General features: G+C 32.1%; 5 protein-coding genes. All 5 read right to left on the bottom strand.

What is annotated here, in order from left to right:
• Positions 1-173: 173 nt before the first annotated feature.
• Entirely contained in the window at positions 174-896 is a 723-nt protein-coding gene (locus ABJD66_RS02495) for a LamG domain-containing protein (protein ID WP_348127829.1), read from the bottom strand.
• Between the two features lie 13 nt (positions 897-909).
• A complete protein-coding gene (gene wecC, locus ABJD66_RS02490; RefSeq protein WP_348127826.1) occupies positions 910-2,124 on the bottom strand; it encodes a UDP-N-acetyl-D-mannosamine dehydrogenase in 1,215 nt (404 codons plus the stop codon).
• Positions 2,125-2,126: 2 nt separating this feature from the next.
• Positions 2,127-3,251, bottom strand: a complete 1,125-nt coding sequence (gene wecB / locus ABJD66_RS02485) for a UDP-N-acetylglucosamine 2-epimerase (non-hydrolyzing) (protein WP_348127823.1) — start codon at positions 3,249-3,251, stop codon at positions 2,127-2,129.
• A gap of 44 nt (positions 3,252-3,295) precedes the next feature.
• Positions 3,296-4,696 (bottom strand): UDP-glucose 6-dehydrogenase, encoded by a 1,401-nt coding sequence (locus ABJD66_RS02480; protein ID WP_348127820.1) that lies wholly within the window; start codon positions 4,694-4,696, stop codon positions 3,296-3,298.
• A 28-nt stretch (positions 4,697-4,724) separates the two neighbouring features.
• Positions 4,725-5,208 (bottom strand): sugar nucleotide-binding protein (locus ABJD66_RS02475; protein ID WP_348127817.1); only part of this gene is annotated, 484 nt, incomplete at its 5' end.

Here is a 5,208-nt window from a genome sequence, read left to right as displayed (position 1 = left end):
TATCATTTGTATTACACCAACTATACCTAATTCAAAAGCTGAAAAAATTCTAGAAAGAATTAATATTTGAACAAACTGAATAACGGCTACTAATATACTAGATAACATAGACCATTTTACACCAAGCACAGTGTTCTTTTTAAGTTTAGAATCTAGCATAGATTAATTTAAAATTAATTATATTCTGTAAATAACTCTAAAACTTGCTCTTTAGATAGCTCCTTATTAAAGAACTTTAATTCATCAATAACACCAATAAACTGAAATTTTTTTCCGACTTTTGGGTCATTAGCTATTCCTAATTGGAAATATCTATTATCTTTATCTTTTATTGGTTTAACACCATTATATTCTGAATCTAATAATCCATTTATATAAATTTTTAATATAGATTTTGAATAAGTTATAGTTACATAATTTAATTCCCTAACCGTCAACTCTTTACTTAATTTGTATTGATCACTATATTCCTTCTTAAAACTGTAATTTTTATTTATTAAAACCTGTCCTTCTTGACTCACTGCAATTTTATTTTTCTCATTATATATCCATAACCCAGCCATACCCCAACTCTCTTGCTTCGATCCCAAAAAGATTACTGAATTAGTCTTGTTAAAATTTTCAAATAAAACAAAAAAAGAAATTGTATAATCATCTTTATTAAGTTTTAAATTTGGTAATTCAATATAATTTTCATCCTTGCCATCTTTAAATTTTAAGCCTTTAGTATATTTAGTCTTTTCAAAAGTTATGTTCCCTACAGGTAAAGCTATTTCAGCTAATATGTAATCATTCAAATTACCATTAAAAGGGTATTCTGAAATAATCTTATTATTTCTAGAACTAGTGCAGCTTATTAAAAAAATGAAACTGAGTACATAAATATTTTTATTCATAAACTTTATTTTATTACTTATTTACCCCACAGAAGTCTAATACAACTTTATCTAAAGAAATATTTAACGATTTAAACTCGTCATGGGAAACCAAAAACACAATAATGTCTGCTTTGTTTGCAGCCTCGTTATAATCTGTTAGTTTAAATACCTTGTGCTCTGTAATATTAGGTTCTACAATGTAATATTCCTCATCATTGGCACCCTGTAATACTTTTTGCGCAATGTATTTTGCTGGCGACTCTCTTAAGTCGTCAATATTAGGCTTAAATGCCAATCCCATTAAAGCAATACTTGGCTTACGTCCGTGCTTTATCTGAAATTCTAATTTGGCTGTTTGTACTTTTTCTGCACACCAAAACGATTTATAATTATTTATTTCTCTAGCCGTGCCTATTATTTTAGATTCCATTGGGTAATCTGAAACTATAAAGTAAGGGTCTACAGCTATACAATGACCTCCAACCCCACAACCAGGTTGTAATATATTAACTCTGGGGTGTTTGTTAGCTAATTCTATAAGTTCCCACACATTAATATCTGCCTTATCGCATATAAGTGATAATTCATTAGCAAATGCTATTTGTACATCCCTAGAAGAGTTTTCTACTAGTTTACACATTTCAGCTGTACGTGCATTCGTTTTATGCAAGTCACCTTTTATAAATTGTTTATAAAACGCAATAGCTTTTTCAGTTGATTTTTCATCTACACCACCAATAACACGATCATTATGTACCAACTCATACATTACGTTTCCTGGCAGTACGCGTTCTGGACAATAAGCTATATTCAACTTCTCTTTTAATTCTGGTCTTTCAGTATAAATGATTTTCATCATCTTCTCTGTAGTACCAATAGGAGAAGTAGACTCTATAATGTATAAATCATCTTTTTTTAGCAACGGCAGTATAGCTCTTGTTGCAGACTCAACGAAAGAGATGTCAGGCTCATTTTTAGCTTTAAATGGAGTAGGAACAACTATTAAATAAGTATCAGCCTCTACAGGTGTTTTAGCGGCTTTTAAATAGCCTTCTTGCACCGCATCAGCTACTGCAATATCTAATTCTGGTTCAACAATATGTATTTTTCCCTGATTTATAGTTTCTACTACATCTGGATTGATATCTACTCCATGTACATAGGTTTTATTTTGCGCTATTAAAGCTGCTGTTGGCAAGCCTATATAACCTAAACCAATCATTACAACACTTGGGGTTTTACTCATAACTATAACTTTGAAATAAATTCGACTATTTTTTGACAAGAAGTACCATCTCCGTAAGGGTTATGTAATTTGCTCATAACAGAATATGCTTCTTTGTCATGAAGCAATTTATTCGCTTCTGAAATTATTTTATCTTTATCTGTACCTACTAAAAACACAGTCCCCGCTTCTACAGCTTCTGGTCTTTCTGTAGTATCCCTCATAACAAGAACTGGCTTACCTAAGCTTGGAGCTTCTTCTTGTACCCCTCCACTATCAGTTATAATTAAATAAGATTGACTCATTAACCATACAAAAGCAGGATAAGATGAGGGTGCTATTAATTTTATATTACTTACATTATCTAAAAGATCATAAACAGGCTTCTGTACATTAGGGTTTAAGTGTACTGGGTAAATAATTTGTACATCTTTGTTTTCTAGAGCAATTTCCTTTAAAGCACTACAAATGTTAATAAAACCTTGTCCGTGATTCTCTCTTCTATGCCCCGTAACCAAAACTAATTTTTTAGAAGTATCTACAATTGTTTTTAGTTGTTCTATTTCTTCATCTGAATACGCATCTGAAGTGACTTTACTAGAGCTAAACTGAAGGGCATCTATAACAGTATTACCTGTTACTATAATATTCTCTTGCCTCACATTTTCATTTAATAAATTTTGCTGTGACGTTGTAGTTGGAGAAAAATGATAATCAGCAACTGAGCCAGCGATACTCCTATTCACTTCTTCAGGAAATGGTGACCTTTTGTTAAAGGTTCTTAAACCTGCTTCTACGTGACAAACTTTTGCTCCAGAATAAAATGCAGCTATACTTGATGCCATCGTTGTAGTCGTATCTCCATGAACATAAACAAAATCTGGCTTAAAATCCTCTAATATTGGCTTTAGACCAGTAATAATATCTGCTGTTAAAGAATATAAATTCTGATTAGGCTTCATTAAGTCTAAATCGTAATCTGGAGTAATCTCAAAAAAGGATAAAACCTGGTCTAACATCTCCCTATGCTGTGCCGTTATACAAACTTTAGTTTCAAAAGTATCAGAATGTTTCAAAAATTCCTTTACCAATGGAGCCATTTTAATAGCTTCTGGTCTAGTTCCAAATATGATTAGATTTCTTTTCATTAATTTTTTATTTATTCTTTTTAGGTATTATAGTAAGAATTTAACTAAACACCTCCCTCACCAATTCTGTAATACACAAAACCTATTTCTTGAAGTTTATTTTTACTTAACACGCCTCTACCATCAAAAACAAAGGCTGGTTTGTGCATATTATCATAAATACGTTGCCAATCATACGTATTAAACTCTTCCCATTCTGTTAAAATAGCAATAGCATGCGAGTCTTTACAAGCCTCATATGCATTGTCACTGACTTCTAACCTATTATTTACCTCATCGGTTTCAATAGAACCTAATGCATTAATATCTGTATAAATTTGAGATTCTTTTACTTTAGGGTCCCAAACTGATATTTTAGCTTGTTCTGACAGTAATTCTTCTGCTACATATATCGCAGGAGATTCTCTAGTGTCGTTTGTGTCTTTTTTAAATGCCCAACCCAAAAATGCAATTTTTTTATCTGAAACTGTATTATATAGCGTTTTAACAATATTATGCGCAAATCTTCTTTTCTGGTGATCATTTAATAAGATTACCTGCTCCCAATAATCTGCTACTTCATTTAAACCATAAGATTTAGCTATATAAACTAAGTTCAATATATCTTTTTGAAAACATGAGCCACCAAAGCCGACTGACGATTTTAGAAATTTTGGACCAATACGACTATCCATACCTATTGCCTTAGCGACTTCATCTACATCTGCTCCTGTAATTTCACATAGCTCACTCATTGCATTTATAGAAGATACTCTTTGTGCTAAAAAGGCATTCGCAGTTAGTTTAGATAATTCTGATGACCACAAATTAGTGGTTAAAATTTTATCATTAGGTACCCAGTGAGCATAAACATCTACCAAAGCCTGTACTGCTTGTTTTCCTTTTTCAGTTTCTTGCTGTCCGCCTATTAACACCCTATCTGGATTGGTTAAATCTGAAACAGCCGTACCTTCTGCTAAAAACTCTGGATTAGATAGTATTTCAAAATTAACATCGTTACCCGTATGGTCTAATATATTTTTAATTGCTTGTGCTGTTCTAACAGGTAAAGTCGACTTTTCAACCACGATTTTATCGGACTTAGCTACGCGTGCTATTTGCCTTGCACAGAGCTCAATATATTTTAAGTCTGCAGCCATGCCTTTGCCCTTACCATAGGTTTTTGTTGGCGTGTTTACAGAAATGAAAATCATATCTGCCTCGTCAATAGCTTTATCAATATCTGTGTCAAAAAACAAGTTTCTTCCTCTTGCCTCAGCAACTACATTGGACAAACCAGGTTCATAAATAGGAATATTAGATACATCTGCATCATTCCATTGGTCTATTCGTTTCTGATTTAAATCGACAACTGTAATTTCTATCTCGGGACATTTTTGAGCTATAATAGACATTGTTGGTCCACCAACATATCCTGCCCCAATGCAACAAATCTTTTTTATCACTTTCTGTATTTTTTTATTACAACCTAAACTAGTTACAGAAAAGTGTACTGTTCTTAGGTCTTTTAGCAAAACTACGATAATTATTAGCCCTTACAAGCTTTGTAGTCTTATCTAACTGATTATTTTTTAATATTTCTGCTGCAAAATCAAACCACGTCATAGGTATTTCGTCTGTAAAGTGTTTAATTCCAAAATCCTTCTCATCAGAGCCAATTATATTTAAAATATAGTCAGCTAAGTTGTTTGCATCTGTTGGGCAACCAATTTCTGTGTCTATAACGGAAAGGTTTTCTCCCTCTTTTGCCTTGTTTAAAATAGTTTTATAAAAATTATGTCCAAATTCCGAATACAACCAGGACGTTCTTATAATAAAATATTCTTCTAGTATTTCTTTTATATACTGTTCTCCTTTTAATTTAGATTTTCCATACTCGTTAATAGGGTTAGTGCTATCTGATATTGTATAAGGGGAGCCTTTTTCTCCATCGAAAACATAATCCGTAGATATATGC

This window comes from Cellulophaga sp. (assembly GCF_039943695.1).
Classification (GTDB): domain Bacteria; phylum Bacteroidota; class Bacteroidia; order Flavobacteriales; family Flavobacteriaceae; genus Cellulophaga.
The sequence above is the reverse complement of the archived record's forward strand: the minus strand, read 5'-3'. Positions and strand labels throughout refer to the sequence as shown.

What these genes read in the sequence shown, in the direction of transcription:
- ABJD66_RS02495 (WP_348127829.1), bottom strand. Translation starts at nt 896, where the DNA reads ATGAATAAAAATATTTATGTACTCAGTTTCATTTTTTTAATAAGCTGC.
- wecC (WP_348127826.1), bottom strand. Translation starts at nt 2,124, where the DNA reads ATGAGTAAAACCCCAAGTGTTGTAATGATTGGTTTAGGTTATATAGGC.
- wecB (WP_348127823.1), bottom strand. Translation starts at nt 3,251, where the DNA reads ATGAAAAGAAATCTAATCATATTTGGAACTAGACCAGAAGCTATTAAA.